Source organism: Flavobacterium sangjuense (genome assembly GCF_004797125.1).
Taxonomy (GTDB): Bacteria; Bacteroidota; Bacteroidia; order Flavobacteriales; family Flavobacteriaceae; genus Flavobacterium; species Flavobacterium sangjuense.
Window position 1 is genome coordinate 2879937 of record NZ_CP038810.1, and the last position, 23028, is coordinate 2902964.

At 36.8% G+C, this 23028-nt stretch carries 16 protein-coding genes; 10 read left to right on the top strand and 6 right to left on the bottom strand.

The features are described from left to right. Nucleotides 1–7: 7 nt before the first annotated feature. Complete coding sequence (locus tag GS03_RS12270) at nucleotides 8–9703, top strand: CUB domain-containing protein (protein ID WP_136152832.1); 9696 nt, start codon at nucleotides 8–10, stop codon at nucleotides 9701–9703. Between the two features lie 56 nt (nucleotides 9704–9759). Here GS03_RS12270 and GS03_RS12275 read toward each other — a convergent pair whose 3' ends face one another. After that, entirely contained in the window at nucleotides 9760–11130 is a 1371-nt protein-coding gene (locus tag GS03_RS12275) for a M28 family peptidase (protein ID WP_136152833.1), read from the bottom strand. Nucleotides 11131–11217: 87 nt separating this feature from the next. Between GS03_RS12275 and GS03_RS12280 the strand changes: the two genes are divergently transcribed. The 7 genes from GS03_RS12280 to GS03_RS12310 are packed head-to-tail and all read left to right on the top strand — an operon-like array spanning nucleotide 11218 to nucleotide 15964. Further along, nucleotides 11218–11826, top strand: a complete 609-nt coding sequence (locus GS03_RS12280) for a hypothetical protein (RefSeq protein WP_136152834.1) — start codon at nucleotides 11218–11220, stop codon at nucleotides 11824–11826. Next, nucleotides 11813–12478: a YiiX family permuted papain-like enzyme gene (locus GS03_RS12285; protein WP_246034089.1), complete on the top strand. Its 666-nt coding sequence runs from the start codon at nucleotides 11813–11815 to the stop codon at nucleotides 12476–12478. Before GS03_RS12280 ends, GS03_RS12285 begins: the two co-directional genes overlap by 14 nt. Before the next feature lie 2 nt (nucleotides 12479–12480). Then, entirely contained in the window at nucleotides 12481–12777 is a 297-nt protein-coding gene (locus tag GS03_RS12290) for a winged helix-turn-helix domain-containing protein (protein ID WP_136152835.1), read from the top strand. Nucleotides 12778–12834: 57 nt separating this feature from the next. Next, a complete protein-coding gene (locus GS03_RS12295) occupies nucleotides 12835–13491 on the top strand; it encodes a DUF1361 domain-containing protein (protein WP_136152836.1) in 657 nt (218 codons plus the stop codon). Further along, on the top strand, nucleotides 13488–13793 hold the full coding sequence (locus GS03_RS12300; protein WP_136152837.1) for a hypothetical protein: 306 nt from the start codon (nucleotides 13488–13490) through the stop codon (nucleotides 13791–13793). Before GS03_RS12295 ends, GS03_RS12300 begins: the two co-directional genes overlap by 4 nt. A 25-nt stretch (nucleotides 13794–13818) precedes the next feature. Continuing rightward, nucleotides 13819–15174: a cell envelope integrity protein CreD gene (gene creD, locus GS03_RS12305; RefSeq protein WP_136152838.1), complete on the top strand. Its 1356-nt coding sequence runs from the start codon at nucleotides 13819–13821 to the stop codon at nucleotides 15172–15174. 25 nt (nucleotides 15175–15199) lie between these two features. Next, entirely contained in the window at nucleotides 15200–15964 is a 765-nt protein-coding gene (locus GS03_RS12310) for an oxygenase MpaB family protein (protein ID WP_136152839.1), read from the top strand. 45 nt (nucleotides 15965–16009) lie between these two features. On the opposite strand, the gene GS03_RS12315 is transcribed toward GS03_RS12310, so the two are convergent. The 4 genes from GS03_RS12315 to GS03_RS12330 all read right to left on the bottom strand — a co-directional run bounded on the left by GS03_RS12315 (nucleotide 16010) and on the right by GS03_RS12330 (nucleotide 19676). Next, nucleotides 16010–17044 (bottom strand): o-succinylbenzoate synthase, encoded by a 1035-nt coding sequence (locus GS03_RS12315; RefSeq protein WP_136152840.1) that lies wholly within the window; start codon nucleotides 17042–17044, stop codon nucleotides 16010–16012. Nucleotides 17045–17046: 2 nt separating this feature from the next. Continuing rightward, nucleotides 17047–17724, bottom strand: a complete 678-nt coding sequence (locus GS03_RS12320) for a metal-dependent hydrolase (protein WP_136152841.1) — start codon at nucleotides 17722–17724, stop codon at nucleotides 17047–17049. 17 nt (nucleotides 17725–17741) lie between these two features. After that, on the bottom strand, nucleotides 17742–18695 hold the full coding sequence (gene menA / locus GS03_RS12325; RefSeq protein WP_136152842.1) for a 1,4-dihydroxy-2-naphthoate octaprenyltransferase: 954 nt from the start codon (nucleotides 18693–18695) through the stop codon (nucleotides 17742–17744). A gap of 141 nt (nucleotides 18696–18836) precedes the next feature. After that, entirely contained in the window at nucleotides 18837–19676 is an 840-nt protein-coding gene (locus GS03_RS12330; protein WP_136152843.1) for a 1,4-dihydroxy-2-naphthoyl-CoA synthase, read from the bottom strand. A gap of 110 nt (nucleotides 19677–19786) precedes the next feature. Between GS03_RS12330 and GS03_RS12335 the strand changes: the two genes are divergently transcribed. Together GS03_RS12335 and GS03_RS12340 are read left to right on the top strand one after the other, a co-directional pair. After that, nucleotides 19787–20935, top strand: a complete 1149-nt coding sequence (locus tag GS03_RS12335; RefSeq protein WP_136152844.1) for a C1 family peptidase — start codon at nucleotides 19787–19789, stop codon at nucleotides 20933–20935. Between the two features lie 84 nt (nucleotides 20936–21019). Then, nucleotides 21020–22264, top strand: coding sequence for an MFS transporter (locus GS03_RS12340; RefSeq protein WP_136152845.1), 1245 nt, complete (start codon nucleotides 21020–21022; stop codon nucleotides 22262–22264). A gap of 5 nt (nucleotides 22265–22269) precedes the next feature. Here GS03_RS12340 and GS03_RS12345 read toward each other — a convergent pair whose 3' ends face one another. Next, nucleotides 22270–23028 carry a LytR/AlgR family response regulator transcription factor gene (locus GS03_RS12345; RefSeq protein WP_136152846.1) on the bottom strand — a complete coding sequence of 253 codons (759 nt, stop codon included), beginning with the start codon at nucleotides 23026–23028 and terminating at the stop codon, nucleotides 22270–22272.

Sequence of the window (23028 nt, forward strand, 5' to 3'; positions counted from 1 at the left end):
AATCAATATGAAAAAAATTAGCTTATCAATTTTAGCACTATTATTATTTTCAATCAACGCCTATTCACAGTTTTCAGAAGGATTTGAAAACACTACAGGTCCGGATGCTTTTCCATCAACTAACTGGACATTAGATTCAGGAAACTGGGCTGTTTTTGATAATGGTATTGGTACACAAAGATGGGGAATCAATTCAGCTATTACAACTCCACCAACTGTAAATAACGGAGTTAATGCAGCTTATATAACCAGAGATAATATTGGTCAGGGGAATACTTCTGAAAATTATTTAGCAACACCACCGATAGAAGTTCCAACCAATGGTGAATTACATTTTTTCACAAGAATGTTTACCAGTGGAAATCAAGGGACTATTTATCAGGTAAAAGTGGCCTCAGTCGCTACCGGATCACAAACTAATCCTAATGACTATGTATTAGTACAGCAATGGTCAGAAGATGAATTAATTGTACCTACATCAAACTTTAATATCTATACAGAAAAAACAGTTGATTTGTCTGCTTTTGTGGGCCAATTTGTTTATATTTCTTTTGTAAAAGTATATACACAACCTACTACATCAATAGATGGAGACCGATGGTTAATAGATGATGTTGGAGTAAATGCGAGATGTTTAGCACCAACAGGATTGACTTTTTCTGCAATAACTGTAAACGGAGCAACCTTAAACTGGTTAAATCCTAATGGTGCCGGAACAACATGGGAAATAGAAGTTGTGCCTGCATCAGGAACTCCGACAGGGACTCCAACTCATACCACTTCTACATTACCATTTGTAGTAACCGGTTTACTTCCAAATACAACATACAAATATTATGTTAGAGCAGTATGTACTTCAGGATTTTCAAGTGCATGGTCTACTGCTTCAGCCAACTTTACCACCGGTACTGCTCCACCAGTTTGTGGCGGAAACTTTGTGGATTCCGGCGGTGTTGCAGGCAATTATGCCAATAATGAAAATATTACCACTACTATATGCCCTACTACTCCGGGAGATCAGGTAACGGTTACTTTTACTTCTTTTAATACCCAAAACGCAACTGATTTTTTAAGAGTATACGATGGTAATAATGCTTCTGCACCGTTATTAGCTACTTTAAGCGGAACTACATTACCACCAGCATTTACGTCTTCTGCGTCTTCAGGATGTTTGACATTTGTATTTACCTCAAATGGTACTACGACAGCGGGAGGTTGGGCCAGTAATGTCTCTTGTGCTCCGGCACCAACGTGTAGTATACCAAATGCAGTGACTAATTCGACAGTAACTTCAACTACTGCTATTATAAGTTGGACTCAACCTGCAAATCCTGACACATCTGTAGCTACAGCTTGGCAAGTTCTGGCTTTACCATGTGGTTCTGCTCCTCCGACAGCAGGTTCAACAGGATATGTTAGTGCAACTTCAAATCCATTTACTTTAACCGGATTATTACCCGTAACATGCTATGATATTTATGTTAGAGCGGTTTGTTCAGCTTCGGATAGTAGTGCCTGGTCAAGAATTACGACATCTTTTACAACACAGGCAGCACCGCCGGTTTGTGGTGGAAACTTTGTGGATTCCGGAGGTACAACCGGAAGCTATGCAAATAATGAAAATATAACAACCACTATTTGCCCAACTACAGCTGGTGATTTAGTGACGGTTACTTTTTCTTCATTTTCAATGGAAAGCTGTTGTGACAGCCTTAGAATTTATGACGGAAATAGTACAGCCGGGACTTTATTAGGAACTTATACCGGTACAGCTTTACCTCCATCTTATACTTCAAGTGCCGCAAATGGTTGTTTGACTTTTGTTTTCCAATCTGACACTAGTGTTGTTTCAACAGGTTGGGTTGCCAGTATAACTTGTGCGCCGGCACCAACTTGTAGAAAACCAACAACTATAGCAAATACATCGGTTCTTTCTACTTCAGCTGTCATAAGTTGGACACAACCTGCAAACCCTGACACATCAGTAGCTACAGCTTGGCAAGTCTTGGCTCTGCCTTGTGGTTCAGCAGCTCCAACAGCAGCAACTACAGGTTGGGTTTCTGCATCTACTAATCCTTTCACTTTAACCGGATTGTCACCTACAGTTTGTTACGATGTTTATGTTAGAGCAGTATGTTCGGCTTCTGACAGCAGTGTTTGGTCAGCAGCAACTACTTTTACAACACAGGCAGCACCGCCAGTTTGTGGTGGAAACTTTGTGGATTCAGGTGGTACAACCGGAAACTATGGTAATAATCAAAATATAACAACCACTATTTGCCCAACAACTGCTGGTGATTTAGTGACGGTTGCATTTACTTCTTTCTCAATGGAAAGTTGTTGTGATAGTCTTAGAATTTACGACGGAAATAGTACAGCCGGAACTTTATTAGGAACTTATACTGGTGGAACTTTACCACCTACATATACTTCAAGTGCGGCAAATGGCTGTTTGACTTTTGTTTTCCAATCTGACAGTAGTGTTGTACAATCAGGTTGGATTGCTAACATAACTTGTGCACCAGCTCCAACTTGTAGTAAGCCTACAGCTTTAACAAATACAACGGTTCTTTCTACTTCAGCTGTTATAGGTTGGACACAACCTGCAAATCCTGATACATCAGTAGCTACAGCTTGGCAAGTGCTGGCTTTACCTTGTGGTTCTGCGGCTCCAACTGCGGCTTCAACTGGATTTGTCAATGCAACTTCAAATCCATTCACTTTAACCGGATTATCACCATTAACTTGCTATGATGTTTATGTTAGAGCAGTTTGCTCGGCTTCTGATAGCAGTACCTGGTCAACTGCAACTACTTTCACTACACAGGCTTTACCTCCTGTTTGTGGTGGAAACTTTGTGGATTCAGGTGGTCCAGCAGGAAATTATTCAGATAATGAAAATACAACTACCACTATTTGCCCAGTAAATTCAGGTGATTTAGTTACAGTTACCTTTACTTCATTTTCAATGGAAAGTTGTTGTGATAGCCTTACAATTTACGATGGAAGTAGTGCTGCCGGAACATTACTGGGAACCTATACTGGTACAACTTTACCTCCAACTTATAGTTCAAGCTCTCCGGGTGGATGTTTGACTTTTGTTTTCGAATCTGACGGTAGTGTTGTATCAACAGGTTGGGCTGCTAATATAACTTGTGGACCAGCTCCAACTTGTAGTAAGCCTACAACTTTAACAAATACAACGGTTCTTTCTACTTCAGCTGTTATTGGTTGGACACAACCTGCAAATCCTGATACATCAGTTGCTACAGCATGGCAAGTTTTGGCTTTACCTTGTGGTTCTGATGCTCCAACTGCAGCTTCAACCGGATTTGTTAATACATCTACAAATCCTTTTACTTTAACAGGATTAACTCCTTTAACTTGTTATGATGTCTATGTTAGAGCAGTTTGTTCGGCTTCTGACAGCAGTACCTGGTCGACTGCAACTACTTTCACTACGCAGGCTTTACCTCCGGTTTGTGGTGGAAATTTTGTTGATTCAGGTGGACCAGCTGGAAATTATTCAAATAATGAAAATACAACTACCACTATTTGCCCAGTAAATTCAGGTGATTTAGTTACAGTAACCTTTACTTCATTTTCAATGGAAAGTTGTTGTGATAGCCTTACAATTTACGATGGAAGTAGTGCTTCCGGAACATTATTGGGAACCTATACAGGTACAACTTTACCTCCAACTTATACTTCAAGCTCTCCGGGTGGATGTTTGACTTTTGTTTTCGATTCTGACTTTAGTGTTGTATCAACAGGTTGGGCTGCAAATATAACTTGTGGACCAGCTCCAACTTGTAGCAAACCTACAACTTTAACAAATACAACAGTTCTTTCTACTTCAGCTGTTATAGGTTGGACACAACCAGCAAATCCCGATACATCAGTTGCTACAGCATGGGAAGTTCTGGCTTTACCATGTGGTTCAACACCTCCAACAGCGGCTTCAACCGGATTTGTAAGTGCATCCACAAATCCATTTACTTTAACAGGATTAACTCCTTTAACTTGTTATGATGTTTATGTTAGAGCAGTATGTTCGGCTTCTGACAGCAGTGCCTGGTCAACTGCAACTACTTTCACTACGCAGGCTTTACCTCCGGTTTGTGGTGGAAACTTCGTGGATTCTGGCGGCCCAGCCGGAAACTATGGCAATAATGCAAACACCACTACGACTATTTGTCCAACCACTCCTGGTGATTTAGTTACGGTTACCTTTACCTCTTTCAACACTGAAGGTGGAGTGGATATATTAAGAATATATGATGGTGATAATACTTCAGCTCCTTTATTAGGCTCTTATTCGGGTACGACTGTTCCACCAACTTATACTTCAAATGCTGCAAATGGATGTTTGACTTTTGTATTCATATCTGACACTAGTGTTGTATCAACAGGTTGGACTTCCAATGTTACTTGTGCTCCGGCACCTTTATGCCGTAAACCTATTAATATAACGACCTCAGCGGTATCTGCCAATTCTGTCAATCTTGCCTGGACGAATATTGGTAATGCCACTTCTTGGGAGGTTTTAGCCTTACCATGTGGTTCTGCTACTCCAACAGCTGCAACTACAGGTTGGGTTCCGGCTGCAACTAATCCGTTTGTTCTTACTGGTTTATTCCCAAATACTTGTTACACTATATATGTTCGTGGAAATTGCGGTACTGATGGTGTTAGTGAGTGGTCAACTTCAGTGACAATAACAACTCAAATTGCACCGCCAGGTTGTGGTGGAAATTTCTTAGACTCAGGAGCATTAGGTAATTATGCAAATAATTCAAACATAGGGACGCTTATTTGCCCTTCGTCACCAACAGATAAAGTTACTGTAACTTTTACTTCTTTTGATACAGAACTCAATAATGATATTTTAAGAATTTACAATGGTGATAATGCTTCAGCACCTCTAATTGGCACCTATTCGGGAACAAATTTACCTCCGTCAGCTACATCATCTGCAGCAAATGGATGTTTGTATTTTGTATTTATCTCAAATAGTTCAGTTACGCAAACAGGTTGGTCATCAAATATTACTTGTGCGCCAGCGGCTGCTTGTCCTAATCCTTTAGGAGCATCTTCAACTACAGTAGTGACTACAACATCGCAATTAAGTTGGATTGAAGCCGGAAGTGCTACTTCTTGGCAGGTATTAATTTTACCTTGTGGTTCTCCACCGCCAACAAACAGTACCCCGGGTTGGATTTCAACCACTTCAAACCCATACACAGTAACAGGCTTAACACCTAACTGTTGTAATCAATACTATGTTAGAAGTGTATGTTCAGGTTCAGAAACAAGTACTTGGACACCCGCTTATATGACTCAGACTGGAAGTTATGTTGTTTGGAATACCGCTAATGGAGCAGCTTCGGTGAGTGGAACATTCCCTGGCGGAACAGTTACCGTTACTCAGACTGGAGGTGGAAACGCTGTAACACTTACAAGCCCAGCTGCTTTTCCTGCTAATTTAGTTGTGACTGGAAACAACACATTCTCAACATTTGGACCAACAACAAATCCACCATCGAGAAGTTTGACATTTACATTTTCAACTCCTGTAATTATTGATAGATATAGTATGTCCGATGTTGATTTAGGTGGTTCTTGGAATGATACATTTAATTTTGGTGGTGTTACATTTACATCAACAACATCAACAAACCTTACTACTACAGTAACTGGTGCTGTAGCTACTACTGAAACTGGTAATAATGCTGAGTACGGTTCGTGGTATATGAGTACGACACCTGTTTCAAGTTTTTCAATAGATTATGCAACAACAGGAGGACGAACACATGCTTATTTAGCTTATGCTTTAAAAGTATTTTTACCATGCCCAGTTCCTCTTGCCACTTTAGAAGTAACTGTCAATAGTCCAACCGTATGTCAAGGAACGCCGGCAAACGTAATTGCAACACCAAATACTCCCGGAACTTATAATTATGTATGGACTGTTCCATCGGGAGCTACCAATCCAGGAAATGTGGCTAGTTTCAATACTAGTGTGGCCGGAGTATATAGTGTCATTATTACTGACACCACTACAGGAGCAACTAGTTCTAGTGCTTCCGGAACTGTTACTATAAACACACCTATAGTTCCAACATTTATATCGCCAGCACCTATTTGTACCGGAACTCCTGCTCCAACATTGCCTACAACTTCGTTGAATGGTATAACAGGAACTTGGTCGCCTAGTGTTGTTAACAATACACTAACTGGAGTATATACCTTTACTCCAAATACTCCTCAATGTGCCGATGTAGTAACTTTAACGGTAACAGTTTTACAGGATTGTTCTTTTGGAAGTTTTGCCAGCGCAGTTTGGTTAACAAATTGTGAGGATAATAATTTCTTTAATACTGTTGGTTCAGGAACTTCAATAATTGGTCCGGTTGAAAATGTTTTCCCTGATACTGATTTTGGAACGTACATTTCTAATTCGAACACTTTCAAATTAAGAGGTGCCGAATTAAAAACATTTAAATCTGCTACAGCCAACGTTTGTAGTGCCCGATTGAATTATAGAATTTATCCGCAAGGAGGAACTCCGGGTACGTTTACGGTACTAAACCTACCTTTCTTTGAAGACTGTACATCTGGCAGCTTCCCTAGTGGTGGCCCTTGTAATACTGGTGATCAAAAATGGCAGGAAGTCCTGAGTGATGCTGAATTCCCGGTAGATTTAACAGCTTTCCCAGCTGGTGATTATGTATTGGAAGTGTTTTATGATATTACCGGAGATGTGGATTCTACAACACAATGTGATGATACTATTTTTATAAATAATGCCGGAAATAATTTTATAGCAACCTATACACTACAGGAAAACCCAACGTATACCTCAATAAATCCTTCGATTTGTAATGAGGATGATGGATCTATTACGATTGAAAATTTAGCTCCAAATACAACTTACACTATGACTTATACTCATAATAGTGCTGTTGTTGGTCCTATAACAATCATCACTGATAATTCAGGTCAATACATATTAAGCGGGTTAACAGTTGGCGTATATGCAAACTTTAATTATGCAGTAAATGGCTGTACTTTCGCCTCAACTGAAGTTATAACACTTACTGTCCAATCGACAGTTCCTGTTTTGGGTACTGATCCTTTAACTTGTAATAGTAATACCGGAACAATTACTATAAGTAATTTGGTTCCAAGTCAGGCTTATTCGGTAACGTATACAGATGACACGGTTGTTGTTGGTCCAACTACAATAATAGCTGACACGAGTGGTCAAATAGTATTAACCGGATTGAATGCGGGTGTTTATGCCAATTTCAGTCTTACTACTACTTATTGTACGGCTACATCTACTCAGATTATAACTTTGGTTAATCCTGCACCTCCGGTTGTAACTGTGAACAGTTCAACTATCTGTGCTGGTCAATCGACAACTATAACTGCCACTCCTCAAGTACCGGGTAGCTATACTTATGTGTGGACTGTCCCTGCTGGATTCACAAATCCAGGGAATGTGGCTAGCTTTAACACAAATGTTGCCGGAACTTATAGTGTGGTAATTACTCCAACAGGAACTTCTTTCTGTAATGGTAGTTTTGAAAGTCCGGCTACTAGTGGTGCTTTCCCAAATATGTTAAACGAAAATGTAATTGATTGTTGGGACACTACTGCTCCAGACGGAATTATGGAAGTTTGGCCTGCAGCCGGATTTGAAGGCTTTTTTGCTTATCAAGGAAGTAATTTTATAGAAATAAACGGAAATTCAACGGCAACAGCATTCCAAGATTTCACAACATATCCTGGAGCTCAATTACAAATTTCATTTGCTCATAGAGGTCGTCAAGGAAATGATGTTGTTGGAGTTGAAATCGGTCCAATTGGTGGTCCATACACAAGTTTAGGAAACTTTAACGATTCTAATGCTGCATGGGTATACCGCACTTTAAATTACACGGTTCCGACTTCTTCAGGAAGTAATTATACCTTACGATTTGTATCCGTGTCAAGTACTGGCGGCGATCCAACTGTTGGTAATTTCTTAGATGCAGTGAGTGTTACTTCGGTTGAATGTAGTTCGCTTGCAGCATCCGGAACGGTATCGCTATTGCCTACAGTGACAATGAATTTAACTTCGGCGAATAACATTCAAACTGTTTGTATTAATACTGCTATTGCTGCTATTACTTATGCTTCAACAAACACTACAAACGTTACCGCAACCGGACTTCCAACAGGAGTTAGTGGTAATTTTGACTCTGGAACCGGAGTATTTACGATAAGCGGAACTCCAACACAATCAGGAACGTTCCCTTACACTGTAAGTACCGTTGGTGGTTGTAATACAATAACTTTAAATGGAACTATAACTGTAAATCCAACTGTTACCGCAACATTTAATCCAATAACAATTTGTAGAGGAGATGTGGTAACATTGCCATCAACTTCATTAGAAGGATTTACGGGTACTTGGAATCCGGCTACAGTTGACAACACTCAAACTGGAACGTATACATTTACGCCAAATTCAGGTCAATGTGCATCAAACGGAAGTTTAACCATAAACGTTAACCAACCTACTCCAAGTACATTTGCCGCTATAGCTGCTATTTGTAATGGAGATACAGCACCTGTATTGCCTGCAACTTCATTAGAAGGATTTACCGGAACTTGGTCACCAAGTACAGTGAGCAATACACTAACGGGAACGTATACATTTACGCCAACTGCAGGACAATGTGCATCAGGAGGAAGTATAACAATAACTGTTAACCAACCAACGCCAAGTACATTTGCTGCAATAGCTGCGATTTGTAATGGAGACACAGCTCCTGTATTACCTGCAACTTCATTAGAAGGATTTACCGGAACTTGGTCACCAAGTACAGTGAGTAATACCGTATCGGGAACGTATACATTTACGCCAACTGCCGGACAATGTGCATCAAACGGAACCGTTTCGGTAACTGTTAACCAAAAAATAACTGCGACATTTAATCCTATTGCTCCGTTATGTATTGGAGAAACTGCTCCTTCACTTCCGGCAACATCTATTCAAGGATATACCGGAACCTGGACACCATCGGTAATTGACAATACACAATCCGGAACTTACACGTTTGTTCCTACTGCAGGACAATGTGCGAATAACGGAAGTCTTGCTGTAACAGTTCAAAGTGCTTTTGATTTTGAACTATCCGGAAATTGTGTTGGTGATGATTTTATTATAGAAGTTACGGCTTTAAATAATTCAATTGATCTCACTACGGCTAGTTTTGTTTGGAGTAACAGCAATGGGCAGACAGTTGGAAATAACGCAAGTACGTTTAATGTTACTGAATATTTAAATTCAACAACAGTAAATGAAGAAATGCCTATTACTTTCTCTGTGACTGTTACCAATGCGGAAGGATGTTATAAAACAGAACCAATTACGTTAGCTAGAATATTCTGCGGAATCCAAAAAGGAATTTCTGTAAATAATGATGGTGATAACGAATTCTTTGACTTAACCCAATTAAATGTGAAACATCTGAGCATTTTCAATAGATACGGAATGAAAGTCTATAGCAAAGGTGGTTATACAAATGAATGGAAAGGACAATCTGATAAAGGTGATGAACTACCGGATGGTACTTATTATTATGTTATCGACTTTAATGATAATCTACCGGCGAAAACGGGTTGGATTTATATCAACAGAGCTTATTAATTTAAATGAAAAACGTCCCGAATATCGGGACGTTTTTTTATAGTATGTTTTTACTTTTAGTCGATTCCATATTGATCAAACAAATACATCAGTGAAGCCATAGTTGCTGCGCCAAGTTCCAGCTCACGTTTATTAACAGCATCAAATGTATCATTAGCAGCATGATGATAATCAAAATAACGCTGCGAATCCGGAATCAATCCTGCTTTTACAATTTTGGCAGAAGTTAGATGTTCGATATCCGAACCAGTATGTCCAATAAAAAATTGATGTATTAAATAGGGCTCAAATAAATATTTCCAGTTGGTTACTTTTTGGAAATTTGTGGCGTTACATTCAAAAGAAAATCCTCTTGGCGAAAATCCACCTGCATCACTTTCAAGTGCAAAAATGTGGTTCTCTTTGTTCTGTTTAGATAATTCCTCATATTTTCTTCCACCTCTTCCACCAAATTCTTCATTCATAAAAAGTACAGCCCTAATCGTATTCTTTGGCTTGTAATTTAATTTTTTAAATAACTCCAAAACTTCCATGCTCTGCACAACACCGGCGCCATCATCATGTGAACCATCAGCCAAATCCCAGGAATCAAGATGCCCACCAACAATCATAATTTTTTCAGGATGCTCCGAACCTGTGATTTCACCAATCACATTATACGAAAGTACTTCGCCAAGGTTTTCACAGGAAAGTTTCATAAAGAATTTTAAACCCTTATTTTCTTTAAGTTTTTTGCTCAATAGTTCTGCGGCATTCGTACTAATCGCAGCCGTTGGAATATATTTATCTCTTGGCAAATCACCATAGCTCTGCGCACCAGTATGTGGAAAATCATCTAACCTAAAACCCATGGAACGGACAATAGTGGCAACAGCTCCCATTTTTGCTGCCTTTTCAGCTCCGGAATATCTTTGGTCAACACAACCACCATACGATTTAAAAGCATCAATATTAGCAGCTTCAAATGGTCGGTTATAAAAAACAATTTTACCTTTTACTTTGTCTATACCCAGAGTTTCCAATTCTTTTAAACTATGCACTTCAATAACTTCAGCCGTTAAACCATTTTTTGACGTCGCTATAGAACCACCAAGTGCACAAATTGGAATACTTACTTTTGTTTTATTATCAAAAAAATAGGCTGTTTCTTTTTCACCTCTCACCCATTTTGGCACCATTACTTCCTGAAGATAGACTTTATCTAAACCCAAAGTTTCGAGTTGCGCTTTTACATAAGCAACACCTTTTTCAGCTCCAACAGAACCCGACATCCGGGAGCCAATTTTATTAGACAAATCATCTAACCAGGGATAACATTTTGAATTGGTCAATGAAAGACTATAAATATTCTTAAGCATTTGTTGGTCGTTGCTTTGCGAATAAAGAATAGATGTGAATAACAGGGCGGAAATGGCAAATTTGTTCATAGTTTAATTTTTTATCAAAAATAAATCAAAAAACATTTGGTCACAGCAAAAATATTTATTTACTTTGTTTTTCAAAGTACTTTAAAAATGGAAAAAGAAAAATATCTTAAGGACATACAAGACATCAAGGACATGATGTCAAAATCAACACAATTTATTTCATTAAGTGGCTTATCCGGAATTTTGGCTGGGATTTATGCATTAATTGGAGCATATATAGTTAATACACTTTTAGAAAAAAACAAATATGATGTTGTTATTATCGAAGGATTAACCTTTAAACTAATTGTCCTGACTGCATTCGTTGTTTTAGTACTTTCATTGGTTACAGCTTTTATTATGACCAAGCAAAAAGCAAAAAAATTAGGAGAAAATGTGTGGAATGCTTCGTCCAAAAGACTATTGATAAACTTTTCTATTCCATTGTTCACAGGCGGAATTTTTGCTTTACTCCTATTGCGTCACAGTGTTTATGGTCTGATTGCACCAATAACTTTAATTTTTTATGGATTAGCTTGCTTGAATGCCAGCAAATACACTTTGAAAGACGTCCGTTATTTAGGCATAACTGAAATTATTTTGGGCTTAATTGCCGTTGAGTTTTCCGGATATGGTTTGTACTTTTGGGTTTTAGGATTTGGTATTTGCCATATAGTTTATGGAGCGGTGATGTATTTTAAATATGATAGAAATTAACATGAAAAAGGTCTATATAGCTTTTATCGTTATCCTATTAACTGCATTTTACTTTATTAGTAATGCCCGTGAAACGTCTATCTATAAAAATCCACACGTATTAGAAAAAATACAAGATGGCGATATCATTTTTCAAACTTCAGAATCTAGGCAATGTGAAGCGGTAAGGATTGCAACTAATTCAAAGTTTTCTCATTGTGGTATAATTTATGAAATCAAAGGCGAAAAATACGTATATGAAGCCGTTCAGCCAGTTAAAATTACTCCGCTGAAGGAATGGATTTCACATGGCAAGGGAAACAATTATTTGGTTAAACGCTTAAAAAATGCCAACACACTTTTAAAGCCAGACATTCTTGAAAAAATGAAATCTTATGGAAGCCAATTCAAGAACAAGGATTATGATCTATATTTTGAATGGAGTGATGACAAAATTTATTGTTCGGAATTAGTTTGGAAAATATATAAAAATGGTGCTAATATTGAGCTTTGTAAATTGGAAAGCCTGAAAAATTTTAATTTAAATAACCCAAAAGTTAAAGCCATTTTGGTTGAGCGATATGGAAATAAAATTCCATTAGAAGAACAAGTTGTTGCTCCTTCTCAGCTCGTAGACTCTCCTATTTTAGAAACTGTTATTGACACCTACTAACCTTGAAAACCATCATCCAAAATATAAATAAAGCCTTTGATCACCGAATTCGTCTCGGGATTATGTCTGTGCTGATGGTCAATGAAAGTGCCGATTTTAATATGCTCAAGGAAATGCTTGGCGTTACCGATGGCAATCTTGCCAGTCATACCAAAGCATTAGAAACCGAAAACTATATTATGATTGAAAAACAATTCATCGGAAAGAAACCCAACACAAAGTATATTGCGACGACAGCCGGGAAAAAAGCATTTAGGGAACACATTGAAGCACTTGAAAAATTAATATCAAAACCATAACCTATTTTTTTATTTACAAACTTTGAATTTCAAAGTACTTTTAAAAATACAAATAAAATGAACAAAATCTTAACCATTTACTTTTTAAACAAAAAACAAAATCCAGTTTTAATACTGTTAGCCATGTTATCATTGACTTTGATTCTATTGCGCGTAAAAATTACACAGGAAGTGTATTTGCTTTTTCTGATTTGGAATCTCTTTTTGGCTTACATTCCTTACTTTCTCTCCTCTGAAATAAAGAATATAGTTCCGGGCACTTTTACTTTTTATTCAGTTTTACTGATATGGTTGCTCTTTCTTCCTAATTCTTTCTATCTGATAACAGATTTTGTCCATCTGCATCACGTTACTAAATTCCAGTTCTTATTTGATGCTGTTTTATTTAGCTGTTTTACCGTTGCCGGATTTTATTCAGGCATACTATCGTTATTTGATATACACTTCTTGTTGCAAATGAAATATTCTTCACAAAAATCATGGATATTAATCGGAACTGTTGCTTATCTGTCGGCATTTGGAATTTATCTCGGGAGAATTTTACGTTTTAACAGCTGGGATATTTTACGTCATCCTTTTAGTCTTTTATCAACTAGCTGCAAAAGCATTCAAAACACCGAAACCTTGCTATTCACAATAGTTTTAGGAACATTTATTTTAATTTCTTACTGTTTAGCTCATTCATTTCTAAATAAAAAAACACTAAAATCATGACACAAACACAAGCAGCACCTGGTCCATTTTCAACCTATTTGGCCATTACGTCATTTGGCATTGGAACACTTTTATTACTAATTCATCTCAGCTTTCAGGACGACATCGATATTATGATTATGGGTTTTTTCTATATTCTTATAGCAATTCTTTTGAATAGTATAACATTAATACATCTGCTCTATAATTTTATTATCAATCGCTTAGAAAGAGAAATTATCGCCATTCGAATGCTTATTCTTTTGGCAAACATTCCAATTGCATTACTCTATTTAAACATCGTATTACATACAACTAATTAATTCTAATTTAAAAACAATTAAAATCATGGAAAATTCAGAAAATCAAGTTACCGAAGTCAAATCATTCTTTCAATCGAATACTGCCAAAATGATAATGGTCGGATTCCTAACCTTAGTGCTATTAATTCCGCTATTCTTTGTACAGGATTTAATCCGCGAACGTTCTATGCGAAAAACAGCAATGGTTGATGAAGTCACCGAACTATGGGGAAGAGATGTTATGTTCTACGGACCGATTTTAAGGATTCCGTACACAAGTTATGAAGCTTATAATGTAACAAATCCTAAAACCGGCGTAACAACAATCGAGAGAAAAGCAGTAAGCAATTATGCTTATTTCTTTCCGAATGAATTGAAGAACACTTCTAATATCAAGAAGAATGAATCGCTGAAACGAGGCATTTTTAATCATGTTGTCTTTACAGCAGATATGAATTTTAAGGGTGATTTTACAAAACCCAACTTTTCTAAATTGGGCATCACCGAAGAAAATATTCAATGGAATAAAGCTTCCATAATCGTAAAAACAACCAATTTAAAAAGCATCAAAAGCGAACTGAAAATTCAATTGAACAATGATAAATTTTCTTTTGAACCACAAAATAATGACAAAAGCGATTACAGCGTTTTAGCCACAAACAACTTTGATTATAAAACATTAATCAATAATGAAAAAATCAATTTTAATTTTGGAATCACGTACAACGGAAGCAATAGTGTGAAATTTATTCCAGTTGGAAAAATCACAACTGTAAGCGTAGATTCTGATTGGGAATCACCAAGTTTTGAAGGCTCATTCGCTGCAAGTGACACGACAAAAACCATCAGCAATAAAGGGTTTCACGCCGATTGGAAAATTCTGGACATCAACCGAACTTTTACACAGCAATATGTGAATGCATTACCCGATTTGGATGATTATCTTTTTGGCGTAAAACTTATTCAAACTGTGGATGAATACCAACAAAACGAACGCGCTTCCAAATATGGTTTTCTGGTTATTGGTTTGACGTTCCTGATTTTCTTCCTAATTCAATCAGTTAGCAAAATCAATATTCATATTTTCCAGTATTCGATGATTGGGTTGGCGTTAATCATGTTTTATACTTTGCTGATTTCAATTACAGAGCACAGTACGTTTAGCTTTGCCTATACTGTTGCCGGAACTTCTGTCGTCGCGATGATTACGATGTATTCTATTTCGATTTTGAAGAACAGAAAGTTTCCAATGTTTATTGGAGTATCACTTTCGGTTTTATACACCTTTATTTATGTGATTATTCAAATGGAAGATTACGCCTTACTTGTTGGCAGCATTGGATTGTTCCTAATACTTGGCGCTGTGATGTATTTCTCAAGAAAAATTGATTGGAGTAAGTAAATTTGTAACTGATAATAAAACTAAAATGAAACTGTTTGTTAAAAAAGATTCGATAGTTAGAGAAATCTGGGGAAAGAGCGATACGGTGCTTTTTATTTTTGCCGGAGCTTCTGGTGAGTTTGCCCTAAATAAGGCTGTAGACTGGCTATATTTTACCGGAAAACTACCTTCAGATCCTTTGGGAAGATTGTTCTCCACAGTAGAATATGCAAAGTATATCGTCTTTTCGCCTGTTGAAGAAGCAAATGCTTCGATAGATATGTTGCGAAAAATACACGGAGCTGTAGAACAAAACCGTGGTGCTGTGATTCCCGACTGGGCTTACCGAGATGTATTGTTCATGCTTATTCATTATTCCATTGCGTCTTACGAGCTTCTCGAAAGGAAATTGACTTATGAAGAAAAGGAAGAAGTCTATAACGTTTTTTATCGTGTTGGAACCCGAATGGGATTAGTTGAACTGCCGTCAACATACACTGAATGGTTGCCGGTAAGAGAATCACATTTAAAGGAAAACCTAAAACAAAGCAAATACACTTTTGATCTTTTTAAGCAATACAAAAAAAATCTCGGTTGGTTCCGATATGAAGTGCTGGTAGAAAGTCAAAAACTGGTGGTGCCAAAGCGTGTAAAAAAGCTATTGTATTTAAATGATTTTTCTTTGCTTGCGATTGTAATTCCGATTTACAAATTCAGCCGAAATATGAAAATGGGGAAATTTTTAAAAAATTTATTGCTCCCATCGGAGTACAAAACTCAAATTAAGAAGTTGGATATACAACCCGGATAAGATAATTTTTCAAAAGAAAAGCCTGTTCATTTGAGCAGGCTTTTTTTATAAATTAAAATTCCAATCTTTATTTTTATCATACCAAAGTTGTCCATCAGAAACTGTCAACGGACAATCAAAATTATTGGTAAATAAACTTCCGGTTCCTAATCCTTGTGGCATCAAATTATTTTGTAAAAAAGTAAATTGAGCTATTGCATTCAAACCGACATTACTTTCCAAAGCGGAAGTAATCCACCAACCGATATTTAATTTTTCGGCTATTGAAATCCATTCCAAGGTGCCGCGAAATCCACCAATAAAACTTGGCTTCAAAACAATGTATTGCGGTCTGATTTTTTGGAGTAAATTTTCCTTTTCTTCTGTTGTAAAGACACCAATTAGCTCTTCATCCAAAGCTATAGGAATTTGGCTATTTTTACATAACACTGACATCGTGTCAGTATAGTTTTTTTTGATTGGCTGTTCGATACTATGAATCTTAAAACCAGTTATTTGATTAATTTTATTTAAAGCATCATTTTCAGAAAAAGCACCGTTAGCATCAACCCGAATTTCAATTGTGTTTTCATCAAAATTAGCTCGAATAAAACGCAATAAATCAATTTCTTTATCAAAATCTATCGCTCCAATCTTTAATTTTATACAGCTAAAACCTTGGGATATTTTGTCCTCAATTTGGGTTTTCATAAACGTTTCATCGCCCATCCAAACCAAACCATTTATCGAAATGCTTTTAGTGTTTTTTGTGAAATCCGAAGGAAATAAAACGAACTGATTTTCCCTTTTTAAAGACAAAAAAGCCATCTCAATTCCAAATTGAATTGACGGAAATTCGATTAATTCATCCCAAAGTTTTTGTTCTCCAAGATGAATATTTTCACAAGTCCATTTTAATTTTTGTTCATAATCCGGTCGGTCATCTGCAGATAATCCACGTAGAATTCCGCACTCGCCTATTCCTTTTTTACCGTCTTTTTCAAGTATAATAAACCAGGTTTCTTTATCGGTTAAAATACCTCGTGAAGTTCCTGAAGGATTTTTAAAATGAAGTATGTATTTGAAGTAGGATGCTTTCATCATTAAAGCGAAATGCTTTCTCCAATATCTAAAAGCATTAAATCTTTTCCGGCATCAAAGAATTTCTTTTTGGCTTCGTCATGATTGATAATTATAAAACCAAACGTATCATAATGACATCCTAAAATCTTATCGCAATCTACAAAATCAGCCGCTAAAATAGCATCTTCAACATCCATAGTAAAGTTATTGCCAATTGGAAAAATCGCTAAATCCAGCTTAGTTCGCATCGGAATTAGTTTCATGTCCATCGTAAGAGCCGTATCGCCTGAAATATAGATGTTTTTGTGTTCACCTTCGATTACAAATCCACCCGGATTTCCACCATAAGTACCATCAGGAAATGAGCTTGAATGTACAGCGGCAACATATTTCACTTTACCAAAATCAAATTGCCAGCTTCCACCATGATTCATCGGATGATACTGAAAGCCTTTATTCCCATAATAAACAGCGGTTTCATAGCCGGAAACAATGATTGCATTAGTTCTTTTAGCAATAGCTTCAACATCTAACGTATGGTCGTTATGAGCGTGCGTAAGCAAAATATAATCCGCTTTTAGATTATTTATGTCAATATGGGCCGCCTTTGGATTGCCGGTAATAAATGGGTCAACAATAATATGTTTCCCACTAACTTCTATCCCGATGCAGGCATGGCCGTAGAATGTAATTTTCATAACGCTCTTTTAATTAATTAAACGTAATTAATAACCATATCCGAAATAAAATAAATCAAGCCCAATGCCAAAAGAACCGAAAGTAAAAAGGTACTAAGAGCAAGTTTTTTCAATTCAGGGTCCAAAAGTTTAGGGTTCTTGTTTTTATAAACCGTGATTAGATGACTTGTTAAAGGAAAATAAGCCACCAAAAAAAAGTAAATATCAAAATTAAACTCTTCAGGATGAGCGGCATCAATATAATAATCAAATAGGATCATAAATGCTAAGACAAAAACCATCGCTGAAATGATTAAGAAGAAATGATACTTTTTAGCCCAAGCGCCACCATTTTTAACCACAATGGTATATTTTCCTGATTTCCTATCGCTTTCTTCATCACGCATGTTATTTAAATTCAAGACACCAACACTTAAAAAACCTATAGCTGTGGCAGGCAGTAACAACAGCAAGTCAATCTCTTTGGAAAACATAAAATAAACACCAAATGTGCTTACCAATCCGAAGAAAATAAAAACAAACACATCTCCATAACCACGATAACCATAAGCGCCTTTTCCAACTGTATAACGAATAGCAGAAGCAATGGCCAAAATCCCTAAAATCAAGAAGATAAAAGAATATAACAAATAACTTTCCTTGAAAGCAAAGTAGATTAATAAAACAGCAAAAATCAAAGTGATGACGGATGTAATTACCATCGCTCTTTTCATTGCCTGAGGTGTAATCAATCCGCTTTGAATAGTCCTTTTTGGCCCAACCCTGTCATTATTATCTGTTCCTTTTACACCATCTCCATAGTCATTGGCAAAATTGGACAGAATCTGCAACCCTAAAGTGGTCAATAAGGCAAAAGCAACTATGTTCCAATTGAACATGTTTTTCGACATGGCGTAAAAACTTCCCACAATAATTCCGGATACCGAAAGCGGTAAGGTTCGAACTCGTGCGGCTTCAATCCAGTGTTTCATTTTAAAAGTGTATTTAATTCCGCGGCGCTCCATTCAGTTCGGCTTCGCCTCGGGTGGTTATGCGGTTATTTGGTTATTCGAATATTTAATCTGGTGGTTATAAGGCCTTTTTTCAAATAACCGAATAACTGAATCCACAAATTACGGTAACCATTTTTTATCAAAGTTTGGCTTTCTTTTTTCTAAAAAAGCATCTCTACCTTCTTTGGCTTCATCAGTCATATAAGCTAATCTGGTTGCTTCACCAGCAAAAACCTGTTGCCCAACCATTCCGTCATCAGTCAAATTCATGGCGAATTTTAGCATTTTTATAGATGTTGGTGATTTTTGCAAAATTTCCTTCGCCCATTGATAAGCAGTGTCTTCAAGTTCAGCATGCGGAATAACAGCATTGACCATTCCCATTTCAAAAGCATCCTGAGCCGAATAATTTCTACCCAAAAAGAATATCTCACGGGCTTTCTTTTGCCCAACCATTTTAGCCAAATAAGCCGAACCATAACCGCCATCAAAACTCGTTACATCAGCATCGGTTTGCTTAAAAATTGCGTGCTCTTTGCTGGCTAAAGTCAAATCGCAGACTACGTGCAAACTATGTCCGCCACCAACTGCCCAGCCCGGAACCACACAAATAACGGCTTTTGGCATAAAGCGAATAAGACGCTGCACATCCAAAATATTCAAACGATGATAACCATCATCGCCTACATAACCTTGATGACCACGCGCTTTTTGATCTCCGCCTGAACAAAATGACCAAACACCATCTTTGGAGCTTGGACCTTCAGCCGAAAGCAAAACCACGCCAATAGAAGTATCTTCCTGAGCATCCTGAAAAGCTTGTAATAATTCACTGGTAGTTTTTGGACGGAATGCATTGCGAACATCGGGACGATTGAAAGCTATTCTCGCAACGCCATTGCATTTTTTATAGGTGATGTCTTCAAAATCTTTAACTGTCTTCCAATTAATTGAATTCATGTAAATGCTAAAATTTGTTAAAATAAAATGTCAAAAAATAAATTCTATTATTTTAGCGTAAAAATAAAGCATTTTTATTCTTAATCTACAAAAACAATTAGTAATTCCTTATGAACAAATCGATATTTTACGTTGCAATCCTATTATTCGGTTGTGCCGGGTTTTCACAAACTTATGAATTCCATACCATTAAAGATATTGAAGCAATGCCGGTAATTTCACAAGATAAAACAGGAACATGCTGGAGTTTTTCCACCACATCTTTTTTAGAAGCGGAAATTATTCGTTTAACAGGGAAGAAAATCGACCTTTCTGAAATGTACAATGTCCGTAATACCTATCTTGACAAAGCTGAAAATTATGTCATGCGTCAAGGGAAAGCGCAGTTTAGTGAAGGCGGATTGAGTCATGATGTAATCAACAGCGCCCGAAAATATGGTGTTGTTCCAGAGAGCAATTTCACTGGAAAAACAAACCCTAATTCAAAATACAATCACGAAAAAATGGTTGCCGAATTAGAAAAAATTGTAAAAAAAGCGGTAGCCGAAACTCCTAAAAATTATCCAAACTGGAAAGCTGATTACGCAAAAGTTTTAGATACATATATGGGTAAATTCAATGAAAGTGATAAAATAGTTTCTTCCCAACAAGCTATCGATAATAACAAAATTAATTACGAAGGAAAATCGCTTACACCAAAACAGTTTTTGGCAACAACCAAATTGAATTTAGACGATTATGTAACCATCTCTTCTTTTACAAACGAACCTTTTTATACTAACTTTATTTTAAATATTCCTGATAATTTTGCCAATGGGAATTATTACAATCTACCTCTGGATGAGTTTATTCAAAATATTGACAATGCGCTGGATAAAGGATATACATTGGCTTTAGATACCGATAATAGTGAAAGAACTTTTTCAGGTGAAGAAGGAATTGCGGTTATTCCTGAAGACGAAAATGATTCAGATACAATTCTAACCCAAATCAAACCGGAAAAAAAAATCAGCCCTGAATATCGTCAAGCCGAGTTCGAAAATTTTGACACTGTGGACGACCATTTGATGCACATCGTTGGGAAAGTTGCCGACCAAAAAGGAAATCAATATTACAAAGTGAAAAATTCCTGGGGAAAACAATCCGGGAGAGATGGCTTTGTTTATATGAGTGTTCCTTATGTTCGGTTGAAAGCTATTTCGGTGATGTTACATAAAGATGGCTTAATCAAAAAGACAAAATCTTCTTTGGGAGTATAACAAAAGAACTACTATAATCAATGACCTGCCGGAATCAAATTCTTGCAGGTTTTTTGTTATATTTATCCTTCTAAAACCAACCAAATGAAACAATTTTCCACCAAAGAAAAATTCCGTATTCTTTTTAGTTTTCCCGTAATCATTGCCGCACTTGGCTATTTTGTTGACATTTATGATTTATTGCTTTTTGGTATTGTACGTATCCCAAGCCTAAATGACATGAATTTGGACGCTGATAAAGTCGGAACCATGATTATCAATTACCAAATGATAGGATTAGTACTTGGAGGAATCATTTGGGGTGTTTTTGGTGATAAAAAAGGGCGGCTTTCAGTGTTATTCGGTTCTATCATTGTGTATTCGTTGGCCAATATCGCCTGCGGATTTTTACCTGAAATGAATTTTGCCGACAAAGGAACTATTTATGCAGTGTTGCGTTTCATTGCCGGAATTGGTTTAGCGGGAGAATTAGGCGCCGGAATCACTTTAGTTTCCGAAACTTTGCCCAAAGAATTGCGGGCAATCGGAACCTCAATCGTGGCAGGTTTTGGTGTACTTGGTGCTGTGGTTGCCCAATTTACCGTTGAATTAGCCGGAAGCTGGACAACGGCCTACATCATTGGTGGATGCATGGGTTTGGTATTATTGGTATTGCGAATTAGTGTGGCTGAAAGCGGTATGTTTAAAAGCGTAAAGGAAAATACTGCTATAAAACGTGGTGATTTTTTTTCCTTTTTTACCAATAAAGTGCTTTTCCTAAAATACATGCGTTGTGTTTTTATTGGTATTCCGATTTGGTATGGCATCGGAATATTGGTTTTTATGGCAAACCAATTTGCACCCGAAATGGGTATTGCTTCCATAAATCCCGGAAAGGCAATCATGTGGACTTATACTGCAACTTCGATAAGTGATTTCACCAGCGGATGGTTTTCTCAAGTTTTAAAATCAAGAAAGAAAGCAATCTTATACATGTTGTTGTTTACGTTGCTCGGAGTAATATTGCTTCTTTTTAGCGGTAATAAAAGTGAAAACATGTATTATTTCTATTGCGCCTGGATTGGATTTGGTTCCGGTTTTTGGGCACTATTTGTTACTGTCGCAGCAGAACAATTTGGCACCAACCTGCGAAGCACAGCCACTACAAGTGTGCCCAATATGGTTAGAGGTTCTGTACCGATAATGCTTATTGGTTTTGATTATCTAAAACAAACCAACAGCGTTATATATTCAGCCGCTTTTGTAGGTTTGATTGCCTTTGGTTTAGCACTTTATGCTGTGCTCACAATAAGCGAAACGCACAATACAGATTTGGATTATGTGGATTGATTTTTCTAATGCATTAAATTATTCATAAGTTCCAAAAAGTCATCTTTTTTAGATCTTGAAATACTTACCGTATCATTATTATTCATTATAATGTAGCCTCCATCTGATTTTACAAATTTTTTAACTTCATTTAAATTGATTAAAAAACTATTGTGAACACGCATAAACTGTTGCTCCAGCAAAAGTGATTCATACTCTTTTAAATGTTTACTAACCAAGAGTTTTGAATTATTATTTAAAATGAATGTCGTGTAAGAACCCTCAGCTTTGCAATAAAGAATATCAGCGGTATTTATAAATTCAAAACCATCAGCCGTTGAAAGACAAATTTTGTTGAGTTTTGGATGTTGTTGCTTTAAATTAAGCATTAATGTCTCTAATTGCTTTTTATAGACATCTTGATTTTTCTTCTTTTTCGCTTTTTCAATTGATTTTTGCAATTCTTCTAAATCTATAGGTTTTAAAAGATAGTCGAGCGAACTGAATTTAACTGCTTTAATGGCGTATTGCTCAAAAGCGGTTGTAAAGATAACCTCAAAATTGATATCTCTTAACTGAGACAGCACATCAAATCCAGTTCCCGTTTGCAACTCAATGTCTAAAAAGACAACATCAGGATGTAATGCAGCAATTTTTGTAACTGCCTCATCGACGTTAGCTGCAGTTTCTATAACTTTTACATCTACACAAAACTCTTCAAGCAGGTTTTTTAAAGTTTCCCTGCTATGTTTTTCATCTTCTACAATTATGGCTTTTAAACTCAT

Excerpts from the sequence above, each read along its gene's own strand:
- GS03_RS12330 (WP_136152843.1), bottom strand. The coding sequence starts at position 19,676 with ATGAATTCAATTAATTGGAAGACAGTTAAAGATTTTGAAGACATCACC.
- GS03_RS12335 (WP_136152844.1), top strand. The coding sequence starts at position 19,787 with ATGAACAAATCGATATTTTACGTTGCAATCCTATTATTCGGTTGTGCC.
- menA (WP_136152842.1), bottom strand. The coding sequence starts at position 18,695 with ATGAAACACTGGATTGAAGCCGCACGAGTTCGAACCTTACCGCTTTCG.
- GS03_RS12280 (WP_136152834.1), top strand. The coding sequence starts at position 11,218 with ATGGAAAAAGAAAAATATCTTAAGGACATACAAGACATCAAGGACATG.
- GS03_RS12275 (WP_136152833.1), bottom strand. The coding sequence starts at position 11,130 with ATGAACAAATTTGCCATTTCCGCCCTGTTATTCACATCTATTCTTTAT.
- GS03_RS12310 (WP_136152839.1), top strand. The coding sequence starts at position 15,200 with ATGAAACTGTTTGTTAAAAAAGATTCGATAGTTAGAGAAATCTGGGGA.
- GS03_RS12340 (WP_136152845.1), top strand. The coding sequence starts at position 21,020 with ATGAAACAATTTTCCACCAAAGAAAAATTCCGTATTCTTTTTAGTTTT.
- GS03_RS12295 (WP_136152836.1), top strand. The coding sequence starts at position 12,835 with ATGAACAAAATCTTAACCATTTACTTTTTAAACAAAAAACAAAATCCA.
- GS03_RS12345 (WP_136152846.1), bottom strand. The coding sequence starts at position 23,028 with ATGAGTTTAAAAGCCATAATTGTAGAAGATGAAAAACATAGCAGGGAA.
- GS03_RS12315 (WP_136152840.1), bottom strand. The coding sequence starts at position 17,044 with ATGAAAGCATCCTACTTCAAATACATACTTCATTTTAAAAATCCTTCA.
- GS03_RS12300 (WP_136152837.1), top strand. The coding sequence starts at position 13,488 with ATGACACAAACACAAGCAGCACCTGGTCCATTTTCAACCTATTTGGCC.
- GS03_RS12270 (WP_136152832.1), top strand. The coding sequence starts at position 8 with ATGAAAAAAATTAGCTTATCAATTTTAGCACTATTATTATTTTCAATC.
- creD (WP_136152838.1), top strand. The coding sequence starts at position 13,819 with ATGGAAAATTCAGAAAATCAAGTTACCGAAGTCAAATCATTCTTTCAA.
- GS03_RS12285 (WP_246034089.1), top strand. The coding sequence starts at position 11,813 with ATGATAGAAATTAACATGAAAAAGGTCTATATAGCTTTTATCGTTATC.
- GS03_RS12320 (WP_136152841.1), bottom strand. The coding sequence starts at position 17,724 with ATGAAAATTACATTCTACGGCCATGCCTGCATCGGGATAGAAGTTAGT.